Here is a 22,887-nt window from a genome sequence, read left to right on the forward strand (position 1 = left end):
TATACACCATACTGACCCCTGCACTAATAAAAAAATTGTTATTTTTTTATTATTCATGTAATTTAGTCGTAGTTTTTTAACCATTTTTTGGTAGTTATATATGTGGCAAGCTTTAAGAAGACTAATAGCAGCTAACCCTATGGGGGTGTTTTTATGGAGTATCATAGCTAAATGGTACTTTATGATAGCAGTTGCCTCTTTGATAGTATTATTTTGGGTAGCCAAGGGTCTTGAACAAATTGGGTTTATAAAATATATGACCAATGCTACAATTGAAATTCTTGATACATCTAAATCAATTGCGCAAAACTGTACTACAAAATTAGGTCCCAACTTTGAGAGCTTAACCAATTTTTGGAAATGTTTAGGAGACCCGCCAAAATACGAGATTAGAGAAAAAGAAACAGGTGAAAAAGTTTTAGAGGAGGGATTAAATAAGTTACTACCTAAAGACGGAACTGTACCGGAAATGCTTCCATATCGCAATCCTTATGATTCTCCTAACAATTCTACAGATAGTGATGGTAAATAAACCAAATTAATATTTGGCTAAAATCATGTTTTTAGCTTTAGAAAGGTTTAAAATGCATTCGCGTTAGCCGCTTTAAGAATGCATTTTTCCTTATAAGCAAAATTAGGGTAATACTTCACTGTTAATTGTTGAATTGCTGAAGCTACCCTTGATTTTTTGTTACTTTTCCAGTAGTCTATTATATTAAATATAATAATAAATATCAAGTTTGTGCAAAAAGTGAAAGCCACTACTATAGAACCTAGCTTCTATAGTTGCACTCATTATAAAATAATTCCCTACTTCAAGTAGTTGTGAAAACAACTATTGAAGTAGAAGAGGTATACTAGTCAGTTTATGTCAAATACTAATGATTATGATAAGGCAACTCGTAGGGATTTTATAACCTTAACTGCCAGCAGTATGGTTGTGGTTGGAGCTACATGTGCTACCTACCCTCTTGTTGATTCATTCAACCCTTCAGCGGATGTTCTTGCCCTATCTTCAATAGAAGTGGATTTATCTCACATACAACCAGGTCAAACTCTTACTGTTAAATGGCAAGGTAAACCGGTTTTTATTACTAACAGGACTCCCGAAAAAATTGCTGAAGCAAGAAATGTAAACCTTTCCGAGTTAATAGATCCCGAACTTGATCAAGTACGAGTCAAAGCTGGACATGATAAATGGTTAGTAACTATCGGCATTTGTACACATTTAGGTTGTGTACCACTTGCAAACCAAGGAGATTATGATGGTTGGTTTTGTCCATGCCACGGCTCTCAATACGACTCATCTGGTCGTGTTCGTAAAGGACCAGCTCCTTTAAATTTGGCTGTCCCACCATATGAGTTTATTTCCGATACAAAAATTAAAATCGGATAGTTATTTATGAATGAAACTAATGATCCTAAAAAATCAAACCCCATTATAGAATGGATAGACTATCGGCTACCTGTTTTCTCATTCCTTAAACATTTAGGCGAATACCAAACACCCAAAAACTTAAGTTACCTATGGAACTTAGGGTCAATAGCTGGTATCGCTTTAGTAATTCAGATAATCACTGGCATTATTTTAGCTATGCATTACACTCCTCATGTCGATTACGCCTTTGAGAGTGTTGAAAAAATTATGCGTAATGTCAATTATGGCTGGTTAATACGTTATATACATTCAGTTGGAGCATCAATGTTTTTTGCTGCAGTTTATCTACATATCTGTAGAGGGTTATATTATGGGTCATACAAAAAACCTAGAGAGTTGTTGTGGCATATAGGTATAATAATTTTTCTTACCATGATGGCTACTGCATTCATGGGGTATGTGTTACCTTGGGGACAAATGAGCTACTGGGGAGCAACTGTAATCACCAATTTATTTTCAGCTATACCTATTATTGGCAAATCGATAGTTACTTGGCTTTGGGGAGGATTTTCAGTTGATAACCCTACACTTAACAGATTTTTTGCTTTACATTATTTATTGCCGTTTATTATAGTAGCTTTAGTACTACTCCATTTAGTAGCACTACATATTCATGGATCAAATAACCCTAAAGGGATCGATGTTAAGTCATCTAAAGATACTATTCCTTTTCATCCGTATTATACGGTAAAGGACTTCGTTGGATTCGGTGTTTACTTTTTAATATTTGCCTTTTTTGTCTTTTACCAACCAAATTATCTAGGGCATCCTGACAATTACATACCAGCTAACCCTTTAGTTACTCCGGCTCATATAGTTCCAGAATGGTATTTTCTGCCATTTTATGCCATTTTACGGGCAGTACCATCAAAGCTAGGTGGCGTAATATTAATGTTCTCTAGTATTTTGTTATTATTTGTTTTACCTTGGCTTGACAGTTCAAAAGTTAGGAGTAGCAATTATAGACCAATGTTCCGCATAGCTTTTTGGCTGTTCATATTTGACTGCTTGACACTTGGGTATCTTGGGGGACAACCAGCGGAAGAACCTTACATTACCTTAAGCAGGTTCGCTGCTACTTACTATTTCTTTCATTTTCTCATTGCAGTGCCACTAATTAGCAAGTATGAAAAAACTCTGCCATTACCGGATTCTATATGAAAGATCAGAAAATTATGGCTAACCCAATTAACATTACTCCGTCATTGCGAGGAGCTACTTTAGTAGCGATGAAGCAATCCAAAGGAATGATTAGGAATGGATTGCTTCCTTGGCTTATGCCTACTCGCAACGACATAAGTATCAAATTTTTCCTGTGTTTGTTAATTTTGTTAATATCAAATATTGTCACTGCCAATAACAATGCACTACCTACAAAAAAGATTGCTTGGCCATTTGATGGAGTTTTTGCTAGCGTTGATAGGAAAGCTGCACAGCGTGGCTTCCAAGTATATAAAGAAGTATGCAGTAGCTGTCATGGTCTTTATAATTTATATTACCGTAATCTTAAAGAGCTAGGATTTTCAGATGAAGAAATTAAAGAAATAGCCAAAAATTATACTGTACAAGATGGTCCAAATGATGCAGGAGAAATGTTTGAAAGACCTGCCCTACCCTCCGATCCATTTGTTCGTCCCTACCCTAATGAACAAGCAGCAAGAGCTGCTAACAATGGAGCAGACCCACCTGATTTATCCTTGATTATCAAAGCAAGACCTGATGGAGCAAATTATTTATATTCTATACTTACTGGTTATAGTGATCCTCCTGAAAATTTTAAACTAATGCCAGGATTAAATTACAACCCATATTTTCCACATAGTCAGATTGCCATGCCAGCTCCTTTGTCAGATGGACAAGTAAAGTATATAGACGGAACAAACTCATCAGTCGAACAAATGGCTATGGATGTTACGATATTTTTACAATGGGCTGCTGAACCTGAAATGGAAAACCGTAAATCCATGGGTTTGAAAGTGACGATGTTCTTAGTAATTTTTATAATTTTCTTCTATATCTCTAAAAATAGAATTTGGAAGAATCTAGAAACAGAAGAGTATAAATAACAAATCTTTAGGTTCTTATATCTTAAAACATGTTATAACTACTTATAACATGTTTTAAGATATAAGAACCTAGTTATCCCGAATTCGCGTAAATTACCGCATATTAAACCTATCATAAGTAATCTTATTCTCTACCGATTCAATCAATGTATCAGAGAATTCTTGCACGAAATCTTGCCTTACCATACCCAACCTCTTCTTAAGCCACGATTGTTTAGCAGATATATATTTAATAGTTACATCACCATATTTCTGTTTTATGAAACTATACATATCATCTATACCATCAATTAAACCAAAATCAACAGCAGTTTCCCCAGACCAAAATGCTCCATTAAATAAAATATCATCTTCTTGCGTTAACTTACCAATACGACGCTCTTTAACATAATCTATAAAATGCCCGTGAATCTGTTTTTGTATATGCTTAATAATTGCAATATCCTCCTCTTGCACTGGTTGAAATGGATCGAGAATAGATTTATTTTTACCTTCTGCATAAACCCTCCTTTCTACTCCAAGCTTATTGATAGCCACAGGAAAACCAAAACCAGCCGAAACCACCCCTATACTACCAATAATTGAACTCTTAGATGCATATATTTGGTCACCAATACAAGCAAGCCAATATCCACCAGATGCTGCTACATCTTCTACAAAACTATAAATTGGTATTTTCTTTTCCCTAGCTAATGACCTTATACGTTTGCTAATCAGTTCAGATTGTACAGGTGAACCACCTGGAGAATTGATAGTTAAACACAAAGCTTTAAGATTTTTGATCTCAAAAGCTTTGTCAATTAACTCATGTAGCGATTCTATGCTAAGCCCTGATTTTACTGGGCTTACTTTACCTATAACCCCACTAAGGCGAAGAACAGCAATTACCGGCTTTGATGCCTTAGAACCTATTCTAGGCAGTAATGAAAGTAATTGCTCTAACTTACCTATTTGACGTTTAGCAATTACCTGATCAAATTTTGCCTCAGCAATTAAACTTTTATTATGTTCTATGTACATTAGTTACTCCTTATTATCGTTTTTAGAAGCATTATTTTCCTCATTATTCTGTTGTATTTTTGGTTTTTCATCTTTGTTTTCCTGCTCTTCAGCCTTTAACTGTTTATTAACCGGTTGATTAAGCGTTTGTTCCCGGTAACTATTTTTAGGTTCTGGGTGGTTTCCAGGAATATTTGACAAAATAATATTGCGAATTTCTTCATCATACCAATTAATAGTACCAACAAAACTTACTAACATTTTTCCATCTGGATTAATTAGAATAGCAGTTGGTAGACCAACTATTGAAAAATCTTTAAATAGTTGATTCTTAAAATCATGGTAAATTGGCAGATATCTTATATCATAATCTTTATAATATTTTTGGATAATTTCTATTCCTTGATAGTCTTGTGATACAGGGATTATTGCAAATGGCAACTTTCTAAAATCTTTTTGCAATACATCTAAATCCGGCATTTCTTTAATACAAGATGCACACCATGTTGCCCAAAATACCAATAATATCGTTTTTCCTTCAAAATTATCAAGAGAATATTTTTCTCCTTTATCATCAAAGAAAACCACCGTATCAGGAACACTAGATAAATCAAGCATTTTAACACCTGATTTGATCTGATCTAATGCAAAACTATTAGTGCTGATCAACAAATATGTTACAATCAAAAAAAATCGTTTACTATATTTTCTAATATGCATATAAATAACAAATATATTTCCAATTAATTTATTGATCATCATGAAAAACAATATTTTTTTACCTCTAATATTATTAAGCTGCTTAATCTTAACTTCTTGTGGATTAAAAAAACCATTAGAAAACCCACCTTCAGAAAATCCAGTTGCAGAAGATTGTTGCGGAGGGTGTGAAAACTCAAAACATTAATATCTTTTGAAAGTTCGTCCCGACATTACTACGTCAAATTCATACGTTTTAATGCCATCTAGTGCAGTGGACAAAGCATGACTAACTTCTCCGCAATTTTCTAAATTAACCCTTGAATTAGATAAATATAGCTTTGTTTGTAGCTGTCCAAGAACTAGGTGGTCAACTCTAATGTTTACATTAGGCGTTTCACGCAAAATTCCACTAGGATATATAGTAATAAAATAAAATTCTCCTTTATTATTAGTAGTAGCAATGCCAGATCCGGTAAAACTTGATTTACTTACAAGGTTTAGCATTTTTTTATTGATACGAGTACGAAGTGGTACGTATGGATATTTTCCGTCACTTCCAACCTGCCATAAATATATTTTTGCATCTGCTACTGGAACACAATCTTGGTCTAATAATCTACCCTTTACTATAATTTTTGTACCACGATAGACTGCTTGTTGTCCTGTCTTTCTAAGTAAGTTATTGGATAATTGGAATTCTTCCGGTTCGTAATCATTCATTGCACTCTTACTGATCTTACAACAATTAAGCTTATTAGGGTAAAACTTAGATTCACTGGCTATAGCAATAGTGGAATACAAACAGATTAAAAATAACAAATTTTTCATTTTTTACCATTTATGTTTAATAACTTACCCCCTTTGGGATAAGAATTAGTTAATTATTATCCCAAATTCACGTAACTTCTATTAGAAGATGGATATTCTACATTTTCTTATAGAGATTTAAATTATCGTATCCTTTATTCTTTTACAACTATATTAACCTCAGTTTTGGATTAAAATTTTTAATTTTAATCCAAAACTGGCTATAATATCAGAAAAATACATTCTTGAAGCACTTCTATAAATACATTTTAATCTATTATCGCTAATAATCTTATTTTTATTGGTATAAAAATAAGATTATTAGCAAATGAAATATTTAACAATCAGGCGTCAAACCGCTTTAAGCCTGATTGTTTACATTCTCATTCCAATTTCGGATTAATTTCATTAATCCGAAATTGAGGTTACATTATATTTTATATTTATTTTGTTAATTTAAAGAACAGGGCTATCCTTTACATCACGTGGTTCTTATGGTACACTAAAGCTAAACTACTTGAAATAGTAAAAAAATAAAATCATTTATGAAAACACACTTAAAACAAACTATTATTGGCACAATGTTAGCTTTATTTCTTTTTCCAACTGCCACAATTGCAAGGAATGGAGACTATCCCAAAACTGTGCAAGAAAGAAAGATGGATGAAATGGGGTCGATAGTTGGAGGAGAAGGCTTGGTGTTTAGACCAAGTAGAATCAAAAATGAATCTACCAAAACTGTAGGCTGTAACGTTAATAAATATTTATGGCAAGCTTCTATAGAAACTTTAAGTTTTGTGCCTCTTGCTTCAACCGGTTCAGTCGGTGGAGTCATTATTACTGAATGGTATAGTCCAAAAGGACAAACAAATTTTCGATTTAAAATAAATATTTTTATTAAAGATAACGTTATTAGTCCGGATGCCATCCAAGTAAAAATATTTGAACAAACACTTAAAAATGGTAATTGGCTAGACAATCATACTACTTCGGACCTAGCTAATAGCATAGAAGATAAAATTTTAAGAAAATCTAGAGAATTATATATTAGTGCTGAAAGAAAAGAATGATATACTTGCTACAATAAGGATAGTTTACGATACAAATTATGAGAGATATTGAAAAGAAATGGCAAAGAATTTGGCTTGAGGAAAAAGCTTTTGCTGCAACAAACGATAGCGACAAGCCTAAATATTACGTACTTGAAATGTTACCCTACCCTTCTGGAAAGATTCATGTCGGGCATTTACGTAACTATTCTATCGGAGATTGCATAGCTCGTTTTATGAAATCACAAGGCTATAACGTATTACACCCTATGGGTTGGGATGCTTTCGGCTTGCCAGCAGAGAATGCTGCCATTAACAATAACTCTAATCCTAAAGATTGGACTTATTCAAACATCGCAACTATGCGGGATCAGCTAAAATTAATTGGTTTTTCATATGATTGGTCGAGAGAAATAACAACTTGTGATCCGGATTATTATAAGCATGAACAAAAATTCTTTTTAGAACTTTATAAGAGAGGTTTAGCATACCAAAAAGAATCTTTAGTCAATTGGGATCCTGTAGATAATACTGTTTTAGCTAACGAACAAGTAGTAGATGGTCGTGGATGGCGTTCAGGTGCTTTAGTTGAAAAACGACAGCTAAAACAATGGTTTCTAAGAATCACTAATTACGCTGAAGAACTGTTAAATGAAATTGCAAAACTGGACTCTTGGCCTGATTCTGTTAAATCTATGCAGGAAAAATGGATAGGTAAATCGGAAGGAGCAAATTTTAGTTTTAAAATACAGGATCATGATGCCAATATTGAAGTATTTTCTACTAGACCAGAAACTATCTTTGGAGCAAGCTTTGTTGCGATAGCCTATAACCACCCAATAATTGAGCAATTAGTAGATAAAAATGACGCTATAATATCTTTCATTGAAAAATGTTCGCAATTAGACACTAATGTTGTAGTAGATAAAGCCGAGAAAGAAGGGGTGTTTACTGACCTTTTTGCTATTCACCCATTTGATCCTAGCATTATTATCCCTGTTATAATAACAAATTTCGTACTAATGGATTACGGTACTGGTGCGGTCTTTGGATGCCCAGCACATGATGAAAGAGATCATGCATTAGCAAAGAAAATGGGATTACCAATAAAGCAAGTAGTAATTAATAAGGATGTTCCAATAGACGTACACTCGGAATCTTACACTGGTGATGGTATCATGATCAACTCAGATTTTTTGAATAATCTTGCTATCCAAGATGCTAAACAAAAATCTATAGAAGAACTTGAAAAGTGTGGTTTGGGCAAACGTACTATTAACTACCGCCTGAAAGACTGGGGAGTGTCAAGACAAAGATACTGGGGTTGCCCTATTCCAATAATCTATTGCTCGGATTGTGGAACTGTGCCAGTAGCTGAAAAAGACTTGCCTATAACTTTACCAAGCGATGTTACGTTTTCTAGACATGGCAATCCTCTTGATTCACACCCTACTTGGAAACATACTAATTGCCCAAAATGTCAGAAACCAGCTATTCGTGAAACTGACACGTTAGATACATTTTTTGAGTCTTCTTGGTATTTTACCCGTTATTGTAATGTAGATGCAAAAGATATGACTGACAAACAAGCCTGTGATTATTGGTTACCTGTTGATCAGTATATTGGTGGAATTGAACATGCAGTAATGCATCTTCTTTATGCAAGGTTTTTCACTAAAGTAATGAACGAACAAGGTTATCTCAACATTCGTGAACCTTTTACTAATTTACTAACTCAAGGTATGGTTCTACATGCTACCTATAGAGATGCGAATAATAATTGGCTTTATCCAGATGAGGTAATAAAACAATCTGATAAGTGGGTTAATAAGAATAATGGAGAAGAAGTATTTCAAGGGCGAATAGAAAAAATGAGTAAATCCAAAAAGAATGTCGTGGATTTAGAATCAATATTAGCAAACCATGGTGCAGATGCTATCCGGCTATTTGTACTCTCTGATAGCCCACCGGAGAAAGATTGTGAATGGTCGGCAAATGGTCTTGAAGGGTGCAGCCGTTTTATCAGTAAGTTAGAAAATATGGCTGAGATACTAATTAATAATAAAATAACAGAGACTCCTAGAAATAGACTGGATAAACTAACAAAGCTTACTCATCACACTATTAAGCATGTTACCAGCGAGATAAGGGAGTTTAAGCTAAATAAAGCCATAGCAAGGATGCGGGAACTATTTAATGCTTTGTCAGATGAAATATCTAAGGGCAAGGAAGCCAATATTACTAGCGTTAAAGAGGGTTTTAGTATCTTGATTAAGTTACTTAACCCATTTATTCCACATATTACAGAGGAAATTTGGCAAAAATTAGGCAATAAGGAAAGATTATATCAAACCCCTTGGCCTTCTTTCAACGAATCATTCTTAGAACTAGAATCTTATACTATGGCTATCCAAGTTAATGGTAAACTGAGGGCTACGCACGAATTTGCTAATGTAACAAGTAATATTGAGATTCAGAATATGGTAATGCAATTACCCGAGATACAAAAACATTTAAGCGGCAAGGAACCTAAGAAAATTATCATAATACCCTCGAAAATAGTAAATATCGTGGCGTGAATAAGGATGAAAGAAAATGTTAATAAAAGATGCTACTGTTAAAACACCGAAACAAAAAGAATCTGCGTTAGACAGTACGCTTGTTTCGTTATTTGCCGGTGCAGGTGGTATGGATATTGGTTTTGCAAAAGCTGGGTTCAAGACAATTTGGGCAAACGAATATGACAAAACAATTGCTCTTTCTTATCAAAACTACTTTCCTGAATCAAAGTTTGATGGGCGTTCTATTTTGGATATTCCAAATGAAGATATTCCATTTGGTGCAACGGGTATCATTGGTGGACCGCCATGTCAATCATGGTCAGAAGCTGGGGCTAGGCGTGGAATTGACGATTTAAGAGGTCAATTATTTCATGAATATATAAGGATTATTAGACATGTACAACCAAAGTTTTTTGTTGCGGAAAATGTTCATGGAATAATCCATTCAAGAAATATTAAATCCTTTATGAATATCATAGATATGTTCAAAAAAGAAAACTATGAGGTTAGTTGGAAATTGTTAAAAGCAAGTGACTATGGTGTGGCACAAGATCGAGAGCGTGTTTTTATAATTGGCTATCACAAATCTTTGAACAAAAAATTTGAGTTTCCTAAACCTTTGGGAAACAAAGTTACTTTAAAACAGGTGATAGGTGACCTAGCTGATCTAAAAGTTGGAACAACCAGAAAAGTTAAAAATCATGAGCTAATTGATTCTGGTTATTCCCCAATTTTTATGTCGAGAAATCGAGTGCGAGGTTGGGATGAGCAATCATTTACTATTTTAGCAACAGATAGGCATATTCCATTTCATCCACAAGCTCCTAAAATGATAAAAGTTGACGGACAAGAGTTGAGAAAGTTCGCTCTTGGTTATGAAAACAAATATCGAAGATTAACCGTTCGAGAATGTGCACGAATTCAGACATTTCCAGATAATTATGAGTTCATTTATACCAATATCAGAAATGGCTATAAAATGGTTGGTAATGCTGTACCAGTAAATTTAGCATATTGGGTAGCCAAATCAATTAGAGAAGATTTGGGGGGTAATGGCTACGCAGACAAATAATGGCAGAGCTTTTGAGTGGGCAGTGGGTTTAGCACTTAAATTACAAACCAATATGCCAATTGCAGAAAATGCCTATTCAGAAATTAATGAGAAAGCATTTTATGAAATAGCAGACAGGGAGAAATCTGATTTGCTAAATGCTGCTACTATTGCCATCGAGCATATTATGTTGAAAGAAAAGACCTTTTTTGAATCTGGTAATGATGGATTAATTTCATTTAATAGTGATACTGCAGGTACGCAGGGTGATGTACGTGATGTATTGATAACAATAAATGGCAAAACATTCGGCATATCTTGTAAAAATAATCACAAAGCCTTAAAACATCCAAGATTATCAAGAACAGCTAACTTTATTAAAGAATGGGGTATTGATGATTCAGGTTGTAGTGATGAATATTGGGTCACTGCCACAACAATCTTTGATGAGTTAGCTAAAATTAAAAACGATTCTAATGGAACTGCGTTATGGAGAGATGTTATTGATAAACCCTCTCGCTTTTATTGGCCGATATTGGATGCGTGGAGCAATGAAATAAGTAGGGTATGTGCCATCAGCGAGACAAAAGAAATTGAACTTTGCAAGACAATTATATCTTTTATAGTAGGACGTTTTGATTTTTATAAAATCATCAGAGAAGGAAAAAAACGGGTTATTGTACAAGGGTTTAATTTGAATAATACCTTATCTACCAAACGTACAAAGCATCCAACATGTATTAATACAATAAACAATAAGAATGGTAGTCAATATTCAAAAACCATCGTATTTAACCGTGGTTATAGCATCAATTTTAGAATACACAATGCAGAAAGCAAAGTAATTCCATCTCTTAAATTTGATATAACTGCTATAGGTTTACCAGCAAATGAGATTTACCAGCAAACCTTTGATTTATAATTATATTACAGGAGAACTTTGGCAAAAAGGAAAGATTATCATAATACCCTCGAAGATAGTAAACATTGTAGTATAAAGATGTGATGATGGATAAAATTCATGTTATAGCAAGGGCTTATATAAGAGATAACGACTATATATTGGTAGCAAATAGTGGTAAACATCTATTTCTTCCAGGAGGACATGTTAAGTATGGAGAAGCGATTTACAGAGCGTTATCACGAGAACTAGCAGAAGAAATTGAAATATCTAACCCTATAATCGACGATTTTATAGGAGTAATAGAAAATCTTTGGGATAATAATGGGAAACCATTCCATGAACAGTCTTTTGTATTTAAAGTGCATTCACATAGCCTATCTAAAAATAAAGAAGTAATATCAAAGGAACAACACTTAACTTTCCATTGGGAAAAATTTAGCAACCTAGCACATAAAAATTCTTTGCCAACCGGTATGTATGATTTCTTAAAAGAATACGAGGAACAAAAACAACCAAAGTTTCTTTCTCTTATAAAGGATCAATTTACTACCAATTATTAAGCAATTTGTAATTGAGACTATTTTGTAACAAAAAAAGCTCTCCTTAAGGTTTTCTACTAATATTCCTCCCAAAAACTTGAAAAATAACTTAGTATTCTCAGGTCTTAGTAATACACTAAAAATGGACTGTGTAATAAAGTTACGTAAGAAGTTTAATACAAAAACTTGGAAAGTACCCTAATTAACCCGAGTTGCCAATTAATTTATAAGAGCAGAGCTAGGTTTTATGAACATTTGAAGTTAATTTGTAACATTAAAACACTTAATAAAAACTATATTTTTTAGAAATATGTTTGTATTAAAAATGTTTTAGTATCGAGCCTCACATGAAACCAGCGTTAAATATAGCTTTTGCCAGTATAATTAATTGGCAACTCGGGTTAATTAGGGTACTTTCATAAAAACAACTCAACAAACTTCTTAGAACATTAAATTGCTAATAAAATGAAAAAATTAACTACGCAAGAAGCATGTAACGTTTTATCAGCTTGGACTGTCTTGGAAATATTAACACCTCAATCATTTAATAAACCAGAAGACCTAGTAGGAGGAAATAAAGAATTAATTGTTTTATTAGATAATAGACTACCTTGGGAGAATGGCGGCGAACAATTGCCTCATTATCTCCAATTATTCTATCAAATAATAATAGGTTCAATTAATCTTAAGAATGTATTTTCTGCTCTAACTAAAAAGTATGGTGACACAAATGTAGAAGCAAAATATGTATCAGGGGAAGCCATTATGGGTGTAATTATTGTAGATCAATATGGTCATCTTATTAAAAACGACAGTTCTGTTAATATTTCAAGTTTTGCATGGGGTGCTCCTCAAGCTTTAAAAGGAAATCTTAAAAACTTAGGTAAATGGTCATCAACTGAAAAAGATACCCCTACTAAAACTTTACTACTTAACAGCTTTTACCTAAATGATCTAATTAAAGTTAGTAGTTTAATTCAAAAGCCAAATGTTCAAACAAACCTCTTGTAGTATTTAGGTGTGAATATCCCATTAAAGCGTTATAATATCCTAGATACTTCTGTTTTACAAAATATTCTTTCTCCCAAAAACATTCCTACAGCAAGATGGCCTGGATTAGGACGATATCCTTTAGTATTACTTCAACAGGCTGTAGTTAATTTATCCATGACTGAACTAAAAGACAGTGGAATTCTTGCAATTAATGGACCACCAGGAACAGGAAAAACAACTTTATTACGTGATATTGTTGCAAAATTAGTTACAGAGCGAGCAGAAGCGTTACTGAAGTTTGCTGATCCTGAAAAAGCTTTTACCGATTCAGGACACAAAATAAAAACGGGACAGAGTTGGTTAAATCTTTATAAATTAGATAAGAGTCTAAAAGGTTTTGAAATATTAATTGCATCCTCTAACAATAAGGCTGTTGAAAATATTAGTGCTGAATTACCTAGTTTAAAAGCTATTGCAAACGATGCGAATGATTTGCGTTATTTTACAGTTCTATCTGATTTAGTATTTGGATGCAAAAGTTGGGGTTTGATTTCAGCAGTACTTGGAAATATTGCTAATTGTAATAATTTTAGTAAAAATTTTTGGTGGAATAATGATCTTGGGCTTTTAACATATTTAGCAGAAGCAAGCGGAATACCACAGATATTTGAAATTACAGATCCAAAAACCGGCAAAATCCTTGAACGTAGAAAACCGAGAATTATTGAAGAAAGTGATCCCCCACATAATCACAGTGATGCTTTAAGACGTTGGAGACAAGCTAGTACAGATTTTAAACATGTATTACAAGCAAGCCGAACTAGACTTGCTGAATTACAGGAAATAAAAAATCTAGTTCAAGATTTAGCAAATCTAGAAAGCAGATCAGAACAGGGGCAAACGTTAGAAGAACTTTTATTAGAACATTATAAATCAAAACCACATGTTATTTGGCGTATTCTAAATACTCCTTCATTTCGTGCTTGGCAAAAAGAAGGGCAAAGGATCGCCCATAAAGAAAGCCAAAAGCTTGTTCATTTTGATTATGTAAAAAGAATTGTACCTAGATTTGCTAACAAACTTGGATCTCATTTTATTGATAATAATTTATTTTCAAAATCCCATGAAGAAAGGCATATAGTTTCCCCATGGTGTGACACGCAAACACAATCCTTACGCGATGAGGTATTTATTTCTGCTATAAAGCTGCATAAAGCTTTTATAGATGCAGCAGCAAAACCTTTACGTCACAATCTTGGAGTTCTGATGAGAAATTTTGGTGGCTCTTCTAGTGAAATAGATAAAAAAACCGTGGAACTTTTGCCAGATTTATGGTCATCTTTTTTCCTTGTAGTACCTAGTGTATCAACAACTTTTGCATCTGTAGGAAGAATGTTAAAGGATCTCCCTACAAATTCTCTTGGATGGCTTCTTATTGACGAAGCTGGGCAGGCTTTACCGCAAGCCGCTGTAGGAGCTATAATGAGAACAAAACGTGCTATAGTTACAGGTGATCCTTTACAGATAGAACCAGTGGTTACGTTGCCTAACAATTTAACAAAAAGTATCTGTGAACAATTTTTGGTAGACCCAAATCGTTTTAATGCACCAAAAGCATCAGTTCAAACCCTATCAGATACTGTAACTTCATATTTTTCGGAATTTAATACCAAAGACGGAAGTCGTTTAGTCGGTGTACCTTTATTGGTTCATAGGCGTTGTGCAGATCCTATGTTTAGTATTTCCAATGCAATTGCCTACGGAAATTCAATGGTACAAGCAAAGAGTCCCAACAATTCTCCAATACGTAACTGTCTTGGTCCTTCTATGTGGTTTGATGTTCAAGGTCAAGCACTAGATACATGGTGTCTAGAAGAAGGAAAAAAGGTAGTTGAACTATTATATAAATTAAAGAGTGCCTCAATATTCCCAACCTATATATTGTAAGCCCTTTTAAACTTGTTGCAGGTAATTTACGCAAAATTATAAAAGATCATCATGTTTTAGATTCTTGGATAACTACGGATACGAATCTTTGGCTTAATGAACGAATTGGAACAATACACACTGTACAAGGACGAGAAGCTGAAGCAGTAATTCTAGTATTAGGGGCTCAAGCACCAAACCAAAATAAAACTCGGATATGGGCAGGTAAATCTCCTAATATCTTAAATGTAGCAGTTACACGTGCTAAAGAAGTTATCTATGTTATAGGAAATAAGAGCTTATGGAAAGAAACAGGAGTATTCAGAGAACTTGACTGCAGAATACATTGATGTGTTCAGCCCATCAGCTTCAACTTGTTGCTAATTGATAGTTGTTTTTAACGTTTGACTTTAGATTTTTAGATTTAAATGTTGTATAACTTTGTGCAAAATCCGCTTGAAACGGTTCTGTATTAATTTATAATAACCTCAAGTATCTATGTAATAAATTAATAGTAGGCTCAAGTAATCACCACCATTAGGGGTGATATCACCCCTGCTTTCGCAGGAAGAGTATCGCGGATTCAAATTTCACCACTCTTATCAGATACTTATCAGGGATTTAGAACATTCTGTGACTCTGCACAAAAACTTTTCTGTTACTTTTCTGTTGGTTTTCTATTGCTCTTACACCAAAGTTGCCGAAATACGACCACAAAAAAACTATCAATTCTTTAAACAAAAAAATAGGCAAGACGAAATCGATCATTAATATAGAAACCTTCACAACCTAAAAATTAAGTTGAATATAAACTATTAACAAGCTAATATGCAAGGTACTAAAAATTAGATACAATATTAGATAAAATAAAATGATTACTATTACTTTTCCAGATAGAACGCAAAAACAATTTGAAAAAAATATTACGGGATTGGAGATAGCTAGTCAAATTTCTACTTCTCTAGCAAAGAATGCTTTGGTTGTTGAAGTAAATAACGAGCTAAAGGACTTAAGTTTACCTATAGAATCTGATTGTAATTTGAGAATTCTTACCAGCAAAGATTCAGAGTGTTTGGAAATATTACGCCATGATGCTGCTCATATAACGGCAGAAGCAGTTAAAGAATTATTTCCAAATGTCCAAGTGACCATAGGTCCAGCTATCGAAAATGGCTTTTTTTATGATTTCGCTAAAGATAAACCGTTTACCCCGGAAGATTTAGTGATGATAGAAGCAAAAATGCATGAGATTGTTAAAAGAAATGAGAAAATCATTAGAGAAGTATGGAATCGCGATCAAGCCATAGAATTCTTTAAGTCAATAGGCGAGCATTATAAAGCCGAGATAATTTCAGAGATTCCAGCAAGTGAGGAGATTACCTTATACCGCCAAGGTAACTTTGTTGATCTTTGCCGTGGTCCACATAGCCCGTCAACTGGCTTCATTAAACATTTTAAACTAATGAAAGTGGCAGGTGCATATTGGCGAGGCGATAGCAAGAATCCTATGCTACAAAGAATCTATGGTACCGCTTGGGCAACAAAAGAGCAGTTAGACAGTTATCTTTACATGCTTGAAGAGGCAGAAAAGCGTGATCACAGAAAACTAGGTCGAGAGCTGGGATTATTTCACTTTCAGGAAGAAGCTCAAGGTATGGTATTTTGGCATGATAAGGGCTGGAGTATATATCGCATTATCGAGCAATATATCAGAAATAAAATCAGAAAAACTGGATATATCGAGGTGAAAACTCCTGTGCTTGTTGATAAAAGTCTGTGGGAAGCTTCTGGTCACTGGGAAAAATTTAGGGAGGACATGTTTGCTCTAAATCTTGCTGATGATAAAACGCTAGCCATGAAACCAATGAATTGCCCATGTCATGTGCAGATTTTTAAGCAGGGTATCAAAAGTTATCGAGACTTACCACTACGTATGTCTGAATTTGGCTTGTGTCATAGACATGAAGCATCTGGTGCATTGCATGGTTTGATGAGAGTAAGAGCCTTCCAGCAAGATGATGCCCATATTTTCTGCACTGAAGACCAAATTAACAGTGAGACAGTGAAATTTTGTGGTCTCTTAACCGAGATTTATAAAGATTTTGGTTTTTCTGATATTAAAATTAAATTCTCAGATCGTCCTAAAGTACGGGCTGGCAGCGATGAAGTTTGGGATAAAGCAGAAAATGCTCTAAAAAATGCCGTAAAAGAAGCTGGTTATTCTTATATATTAAATCCCGGTGATGGTGCGTTTTATGGACCAAAACTAGATTTTTGTCTTAAAGATTCAATAGGTAGAGAATGGCAATGCGGCACTCTGCAAGTTGATTTTGTCTTACCAGAACGTCTTGATGCTTACTATATTGCAGCGAACGGTGAGAAAAAAAGACCCGTAATGTTGCATAGAGCTGCACTTGGTTCTTTTGAACGGTTTATAGGCATATTAATTGAAGAATATGCTGGACGCTTTCCTTTATGGTTAGCCCCTGTACAAGTAGCTATTGCCACCATTACAAGTGACTTAAATGACTATGCATTGGAAGTACACAAATTGTTGATTAGTGAAGGAATACGGTCAGATGTCGATATTTCGCCTGAAAAGATTAATTATAAAATACGCTATTTTTCTAATAATAAAGTACCTATAATAGCCGTTGTTGGTAAACAAGAAATGCTAAATAATACTGTGACTATAAGACAACTAGGATCAGATCAGCAGGAAATTATTTCTCTACAAAATCTAGTAAAGCTTGTAAAAAATCAGAATATTCGCTATTTAACATAAATACGCGAATTTGGGATAAGAATTTGTCAATTCTTATCCCGGGGGTATAATGGAAGCAACTGTGTCGTACGTGTAAAAAGTACACAAAAACACAACAATAACTAATAACAATTTTTATGGAGAAAATATCATTTCTGGAATTAAGAATAGTAATTTTCCGAAGGCTAATAGGGAAATTAGGGCTAGTCAAGTTCGTTTAGTCGATGAGAATGGTGAGATGCTTGGCATCGTTAGCATCAAGAATGCTCTAGAACAAGCTGAAAAAGCTGGTTTAGATTTGGTAGAAATTTCACCAAATGCCGAACCACCTGTTTGTAAGATTTTGGATTTTGGTAAATTTAAATATGAGAGTAAAAAGCGTGTCCAAGACAGTAGGAAAAAACAAAGGGTTGTCGTCCTTAAAGAAATGAAGTTTAAGCCAAACATTAGTCAAGGTGATTTTAATGTGAAACTTCGCAAGATCAAAGATTTTTTGAAGGAAGGTGACAAAGTAAAAATTTATCTATGGTTTAAAGGCAGAGAGATTATCCATAACGATATTGGTATGAAGTTATTTGACCGCATATCGTTAGAACTAGAGGGCTTAGCTAAGATTGATTCCGCTCCTAAAATGGAAGGTAAACAGATAATTATGTTAGTCAGCCCTGATCCAAGCAAAATACCAACTAATTAGAACTATTTATGCCAATTAAAATTCTAATGCCTGCTTTATCTCCAACTATGACTGAAGGAAATATTGCAAAATGGCTTAAAAAAGAAGGGGATAAAGTTGTTCCAGGAGATGTTATAGCAGAAATAGAAACAGATAAAGCTACTATGGAAGTGGAAGCTGTAGAAGAGGGAATTTTTGCTAAAATAATTGTGCCGCAAGGTACAGACAATGTGCCGGTGGGTTCGCTTATCGCTGTATTACTTGAAGATGGTGAAGATGCAAACTTATTGGATAGTTTTATAGCAAGTAGTGATAATTCTGCTAAACCATCTACAGAACCAGTAATATCTATAGAAGAAACTAAGCCGGTTAAGTACGATCAGCAACCGCAAACAATGAATGTGAAAGCTTTAGGCAGGATATATGCTTCGCCTTTGGCTAAAAGACTAGCTGCTATTGATAATATCGATCTGTCAAATATTCAAGGTAGTGGACCTCATGGAAGAATAATAAAAAAAGATGTGTTATCATACTTAGTGCTACCCACAAATAGTGGTAAGATTAGGGCGGTGAACAGAAATAAAGAAGAGTACAAGTGCGTCCCCAATAATAATATTCGTAAAATTATTGCTAAACGTTTGCTTGAATCTAAACAAACCATACCGCATTTCTATCTCTCAATAGAATGTAACATGGATAAGTTATTGGATATTAGAGAAGATATAAATAAATCACTTGTAGAAGAGAGTAAAATTAAAATTACAGTTAATGATTTTGTTATTTTAGCAGTGGCAAAAGCTTTAAAAGCTGTACCGGAAGCAAATGTTAGCTGGGATGAGTCTGCTATTCGGTATTATAATAATGTTGATGTATCGGTTGCTGTGGCAATTGATAATGGTCTTATAACGCCTATAGTCAGAAATGCCGATCAAAAAGATATAATTACATTATCGCAAGAATTACAAACTCTTATAAAAAAGGCTCGAGATAATAAACTAACTCCTGAAGAATTTCAGGGTGGAAGTTTTTCCGTCTCTAACTTAGGTATGTACGGTGTTAAGAACTTCAGTGCTATAATAAATCCGCCACAAAGCTGTATCTTAGCAATAGGAGCAAGCTTAAAACGTGCAATAGTTGAAAATAATCAGATAAAAGTCGCTACTATCATGGATGTTACTCTTTCTTCTGATCACAGAGTTGTTGATGGTGCTGTTGGAGCTAAATTTTTAGCTTCATTTAAAAAATTTATCGAGAGTCCTGCGTTAATGCTCATATAACGTTTGATTGACACCCTACCCTCACCATAACTTAAAACTTAAATCATAGAATAAATTATGAGTTTTTCCGATAATCTAGCAAAAATCTTGAATAAACATGAAGAATTATCGAAAAAGTTGGCCACTGGTATAGTCGGAGATGAGTTTATAAAAGCATCGAAGGAATATGCCGAGCTAGAGCCTATTGTTCAAACAATTAATGAATATAATAAATCTGTATCTGAATTGCATGACATCAAAGAGATGGCTCAAGAAGCAAATTTGGACAATGATACACAGACGATGATATATGATGAGGTGCATCGTTTAGAGATACTGATGCCTAAATTAGAAAGGGCAGTAAAACTCTCTTTGTTGCCAAAAGATGAAGCTGATACAAAAAATGCTATTATTGAGGTAAGAGCTGGTAGCGGAGGAGAAGAAGCGGCGTTATTTGCTGCAGATTTATTTAATATGTATCACCGATACGCAGAATTAAAGAACTGGCGTTTTGAAATATTATCAATCTCTGATACTGGTATTGGCGGATATAAAGAAGCATCAGCACTAATTAAAGGACGAGATGTGTTCTCTAAACTTAAGTTCGAATCAGGCGTCCACCGGGTGCAAAGAGTCCCTGAGACTGAGTCAAGTGGTAGGATACATACTTCTGCAGCTACTGTTGCTGTCTTGGCTGAAGCAGAAGATGTAGATGTTAAGATCGATGACAAAGATTTACGAATTGATACATATCGTGCATCGGGAGCCGGCGGACAACACGTAAATACCACAGAATCAGCGGTAAGGATTACCCATTTACCAACTGGTATTGTCGTTGCATTACAAGATGAAAAATCACAGCATAAAAATAAAGCTAAGGCTATGAAAATTCTTCGTTCTAGAATCTATGAAGCAGAGCGATATAAAAAGGATATGGAAAGAGCCGAGGTACGCAAAGGGCAAGTTGGTTCTGGTGATAGATCAGAAAGAATTCGCACCTATAACTTTCCACAAGGTCGAGTTTCTGACCATAGAATTAATCTAACCCTCTATAAAATAGAGGATATCGTAAAAAACGGGCAATTAGATGACTTTATTGAAGCTTTGATATCGGCTGATGAAGCAAGAAAACTTTCAGAAGTTTAAATTATAGCTTACTCATCATTGCTAGGAGGCGTAAGCCAACTAAGCAATCCAATCTAATAAATAATGGATTGCCACTACACTCACGTGGTCTCGTAATGACGGAGTAATACTAATCGGGTTAGCTATATGTTAACCATTTGAATTTATAAGGGACAAACATGCAAATCTTATATTTTTTTAAAGGCTACACCATTTTGGGTATACTTATTATTTGGTTACTTAATTTTTAGAGGGATTAGAGCAACTAAGCAAACAGTTATATTGCCATCAAGATTATTTATTGCTCCTGTTATTTTCTTGTTACTTTATATAAAAGGATTTTCTAATAATGTACAAGACTTAACATTATTTTGTATATTGCTAATTATCTCAATTATTATTAATTGGCGATTTTGTGACAAACCTCTTATACAGGTTAATAATTATTCCAGGTTCATGGCAACCTCTTATATTGATACTTATCATTTTTTCAATAAAATATTTTTTTGGATATATGAGAGCTGTAAATCTAGAACTAGCCCCAAAATATAAAATAATGGAATTAATAATATCAAGTTGGGTGCTGGGGATCATGTTTTTTAAAGCAATATATTGTTATAGCTATGCAAACAAAATAAATAATCAGAAAAATTGGGTCAAAAAGTCCTAAATTAATTAAAACTTTTTCAAGTGTTATAAAATTTTTACTAGACTTAGAAAGCTAATAATTATATAAACCTTAACGACCATTATAAAAGGGTCTGTAGTTCAGTTGGTTAGAACCCACCGCTCATAACGGTGTTGTCGCAGGTTCAAGTCCTGCCGGGCCCACCATTCTTCGATTTTAGTGCATTTCACGAATGTATCAAATGGTGAACGTAGCATAAAGTCTAGCTTTCCGTCTTTTAATTCTAGGTTACCAAACACTAAATTTATCAATTTACGTTTTCTCTCAATAGTAGCACCTTTGAAGGCTACGAACGCTCCAGAAGCCAGTTCTACTAGGTTAATCAAGAGTTCTGAAAATTTATCATCAGCATTTGTATGATTCTCTATTTCTCTAATAATATCTTTACGTTTTTGTATTATAGCACTTAACATATAGGTTCATACATTATTTTAAATGTTCTACAACTTGCCTCAAATACAGAAATTCCTTTATCTAATAATTTTCTAATGTTATTTTTTATCGGAAACCAATGATGTTCAATAAGATTTAACTCTTACTTTTACCCACAATTTTGGGAAAGAAATATAGATAATATTTCGATACTTTCTGTAAGATTTTCGTAGCCCCTCCATAATGTCATAGTTCCTGGTAATTTATCATTTTTTCTATTCATAAATCCTCCTAATTTACCAAGCCAAATAATAGCTTGTTTCATAGTTGGAGGTTCTTCAGGTATAAAAATAGTTTTATGCTCTCGAATATAAAGAGCTTGCCATTCTTGTGAAGTTAAAATCTTAGTACACACTTCTTGCGGATGAGATATTGCTACTTTTGATAAATATAAAATTTTAAATGCAATGATGCTTTTTATGGCAATTAATTTTTCTAGTCTTTCTTTTGTAGCTAAACGAGAATTTTCTATTTTACATCCAGATTTTAGAACTCTAAAATATTCTTCAATTCTCCATCTTAACTTATACCAATTTATCCTTTCAATCGCATCTTCAAAATTACTGACAGGAACATTAGTTAGCAAGAGACAATCAATTGCTTCCACTCCTTTAGGGGGGAATTTTTCTTTAGCTCTTACAACATAGAGCACTACTTTATCACTGATTTTGTGTTCAGTATTTTTTGAACCATATAATGAAAGGGTTCTAATTGGTATTAAACCAGACATATATTTTATTTCAATATTTGCCATTCTTGCTGCTTCATTGTTCTTTTTTGGAACCTGAATTACTATTTCTTTCTTTGCTGATATCTGATTTATATGGGTTTGCAAATTTGTTTTTCTTCCCTCTGTAGAAATAAATTTTCTATTTTGTCTATTACGAACAATAAACAAACTACCCTTTTCTTGA

The 22,887-nt window shown here is 33.9% G+C and carries 20 protein-coding genes and 1 tRNA gene; 17 read left to right on the forward strand and 4 right to left on the reverse strand.

Features of this window, described 5'->3' with window-relative positions; genetic code table 11:
* The first annotated feature begins 100 nt into the window (after nt 1-100).
* The 4 genes from AAGD19_RS07150 to AAGD19_RS07165 all read left to right on the forward strand — a co-directional run bounded on the left by AAGD19_RS07150 (nt 101) and on the right by AAGD19_RS07165 (nt 3,504).
* On the forward strand, nt 101-532 hold the full coding sequence (locus tag AAGD19_RS07150) for a DUF2670 domain-containing protein (protein WP_341747741.1): 432 nt from the start codon (nt 101-103) through the stop codon (nt 530-532).
* Nucleotides 533-868: 336 nt separating this feature from the next.
* Complete coding sequence (petA, locus tag AAGD19_RS07155; RefSeq protein ID WP_341747742.1) at nt 869-1,396, forward strand: ubiquinol-cytochrome c reductase iron-sulfur subunit; 528 nt, start codon at nt 869-871, stop codon at nt 1,394-1,396.
* Nucleotides 1,397-1,402: 6 nt separating this feature from the next.
* Complete coding sequence (locus AAGD19_RS07160) at nt 1,403-2,599, forward strand: cytochrome b/b6 (RefSeq protein WP_341747743.1); 1,197 nt, start codon at nt 1,403-1,405, stop codon at nt 2,597-2,599.
* Between the two features lie 134 nt (nt 2,600-2,733).
* Complete coding sequence (locus AAGD19_RS07165; RefSeq protein ID WP_410520843.1) at nt 2,734-3,504, forward strand: cytochrome c1; 771 nt, start codon at nt 2,734-2,736, stop codon at nt 3,502-3,504.
* Between the two features lie 93 nt (nt 3,505-3,597).
* On the opposite strand, the gene AAGD19_RS07170 is transcribed toward AAGD19_RS07165, so the two are convergent.
* The 3 genes from AAGD19_RS07170 to AAGD19_RS07180 form a co-directional block, all read right to left on the reverse strand.
* Nucleotides 3,598-4,524 carry a S49 family peptidase gene (locus tag AAGD19_RS07170; protein WP_341747744.1) on the reverse strand — a complete coding sequence of 309 codons (927 nt, stop codon included), beginning with the start codon at nt 4,522-4,524 and terminating at the stop codon, nt 3,598-3,600.
* Nucleotides 4,525-4,527: 3 nt separating this feature from the next.
* Nucleotides 4,528-5,223 carry a TlpA disulfide reductase family protein gene (locus AAGD19_RS07175; RefSeq protein WP_341747745.1) on the reverse strand — a complete coding sequence of 232 codons (696 nt, stop codon included), beginning with the start codon at nt 5,221-5,223 and terminating at the stop codon, nt 4,528-4,530.
* Nucleotides 5,224-5,406: 183 nt separating this feature from the next.
* Entirely contained in the window at nt 5,407-6,033 is a 627-nt protein-coding gene (locus AAGD19_RS07180; RefSeq protein WP_341747746.1) for a dioxygenase, read from the reverse strand.
* 524 nt (nt 6,034-6,557) lie between these two features.
* On the opposite strand from AAGD19_RS07180, the gene AAGD19_RS07185 reads away from it, so the two are divergent.
* From AAGD19_RS07185 to AAGD19_RS07240, 13 genes are all read left to right on the forward strand, one after another.
* Nucleotides 6,558-7,082 (forward strand): DUF3576 domain-containing protein, encoded by a 525-nt coding sequence (locus AAGD19_RS07185; protein WP_410520810.1) that lies wholly within the window; start codon nt 6,558-6,560, stop codon nt 7,080-7,082.
* A gap of 38 nt (nt 7,083-7,120) precedes the next feature.
* Nucleotides 7,121-9,640, forward strand: a complete 2,520-nt coding sequence (gene leuS, locus AAGD19_RS07190; protein ID WP_341747747.1) for a leucine--tRNA ligase — start codon at nt 7,121-7,123, stop codon at nt 9,638-9,640.
* 16 nt (nt 9,641-9,656) lie between these two features.
* The gene (locus AAGD19_RS07195) at nt 9,657-10,694 is read left to right on the forward strand and encodes a DNA cytosine methyltransferase (protein WP_341747748.1); all 1,038 of its coding nucleotides are present in this window, start codon (nt 9,657-9,659) and stop codon (nt 10,692-10,694) included.
* Nucleotides 10,675-11,595, forward strand: coding sequence for a HaeIII family restriction endonuclease (locus AAGD19_RS07200; RefSeq protein WP_341747749.1), 921 nt, complete (start codon nt 10,675-10,677; stop codon nt 11,593-11,595). Before AAGD19_RS07195 ends, AAGD19_RS07200 begins: the two co-directional genes overlap by 20 nt.
* 83 nt (nt 11,596-11,678) lie before the next feature.
* On the forward strand, nt 11,679-12,137 hold the full coding sequence (locus AAGD19_RS07205) for an NUDIX domain-containing protein (RefSeq protein ID WP_341747750.1): 459 nt from the start codon (nt 11,679-11,681) through the stop codon (nt 12,135-12,137).
* 444 nt (nt 12,138-12,581) lie between these two features.
* Nucleotides 12,582-13,127 (forward strand): hypothetical protein, encoded by a 546-nt coding sequence (locus tag AAGD19_RS07210; protein ID WP_341747751.1) that lies wholly within the window; start codon nt 12,582-12,584, stop codon nt 13,125-13,127.
* 9 nt (nt 13,128-13,136) lie between these two features.
* Complete coding sequence (locus AAGD19_RS07215; RefSeq protein WP_341747752.1) at nt 13,137-15,056, forward strand: AAA domain-containing protein; 1,920 nt, start codon at nt 13,137-13,139, stop codon at nt 15,054-15,056.
* Nucleotides 15,057-15,094: 38 nt separating this feature from the next.
* On the forward strand, nt 15,095-15,385 hold the full coding sequence (locus AAGD19_RS07565) for an AAA domain-containing protein (protein ID WP_410520844.1): 291 nt from the start codon (nt 15,095-15,097) through the stop codon (nt 15,383-15,385).
* A gap of 521 nt (nt 15,386-15,906) precedes the next feature.
* Complete coding sequence (gene thrS, locus AAGD19_RS07220) at nt 15,907-17,820, forward strand: threonine--tRNA ligase (protein ID WP_341747753.1); 1,914 nt, start codon at nt 15,907-15,909, stop codon at nt 17,818-17,820.
* 139 nt (nt 17,821-17,959) lie between these two features.
* Nucleotides 17,960-18,493 (forward strand): translation initiation factor IF-3, encoded by a 534-nt coding sequence (gene infC / locus AAGD19_RS07225; protein WP_341748498.1) that lies wholly within the window; start codon nt 17,960-17,962, stop codon nt 18,491-18,493.
* 8 nt (nt 18,494-18,501) lie between these two features.
* A complete protein-coding gene (locus AAGD19_RS07230; protein ID WP_341747754.1) occupies nt 18,502-19,749 on the forward strand; it encodes a pyruvate dehydrogenase complex dihydrolipoamide acetyltransferase in 1,248 nt (415 codons plus the stop codon).
* A 57-nt stretch (nt 19,750-19,806) separates the two neighbouring features.
* Nucleotides 19,807-20,874 (forward strand): peptide chain release factor 1, encoded by a 1,068-nt coding sequence (prfA, locus tag AAGD19_RS07235; RefSeq protein ID WP_341747755.1) that lies wholly within the window; start codon nt 19,807-19,809, stop codon nt 20,872-20,874.
* A gap of 736 nt (nt 20,875-21,610) precedes the next feature.
* A tRNA-Ile gene (locus tag AAGD19_RS07240) sits at nt 21,611-21,687 on the forward strand.
* Between the two features lie 395 nt (nt 21,688-22,082).
* On the opposite strand, the gene AAGD19_RS07245 is transcribed toward AAGD19_RS07240, so the two are convergent.
* Nucleotides 22,083-22,871, reverse strand: a complete 789-nt coding sequence (locus tag AAGD19_RS07245) for an IS4 family transposase (RefSeq protein ID WP_341747756.1) — start codon at nt 22,869-22,871, stop codon at nt 22,083-22,085.
* Nucleotides 22,872-22,887: the final 16 nt, after the last annotated feature.

It is taken from the genome of Candidatus Tisiphia endosymbiont of Dascillus cervinus (genome assembly GCF_964026405.1).
Lineage (GTDB): Bacteria > Pseudomonadota > Alphaproteobacteria > Rickettsiales > Rickettsiaceae > Tisiphia.